Genomic DNA, 387 nt, shown 5'->3' with positions numbered 1-387 from the left:
CGTCGTCGTAGTGGCTGAAGGTGGAGTACAGCAGACCAGTACCGGAAGTCATGGTCATGAACTCAGAACGGAAGCCAATCAGACCGCGGCTTGGGATCACGTAGTCGGGACGTACACGGCCTTTACCGTCTGGATTCATGTTTTTCAGGTCGCCTTTACGTTCGCCCAGCGCCTGCATTACAGAACCCTGATGCTGTTCTTCAACGTCCAGAGTCACGTTTTCATACGGCTCTTGTTTACGACCGTCGATTTCACGGAAGATAACTTTCGGACGGGATACCGCCAGTTCGAAACCTTCACGACGCATGTTTTCGATCAGAACAGACAGGTGCAGTTCGCCACGACCAGAAACGCGGAACGCATCGGCGTCTTCGGTTTCTTCTACGC

Annotated in this window: 1 pseudogene; it reads right to left on the bottom strand. The window is 53.2% G+C overall.

From position 1 onward, the window contains the following. Positions 1 to 387, bottom strand: a pseudogene (locus GVK91_RS27290) (translational GTPase TypA); the annotation flags it as partial.

The organism is Sphingobacterium sp. 18053, assembly GCF_902706145.1.
Taxonomy (GTDB): domain Bacteria; phylum Bacteroidota; class Bacteroidia; order Sphingobacteriales; family Sphingobacteriaceae; genus Sphingobacterium; species Sphingobacterium paramultivorum.
Note: the sequence above shows the minus strand (reverse complement) of the source record. Positions and strands in the feature narration are given on the sequence as shown.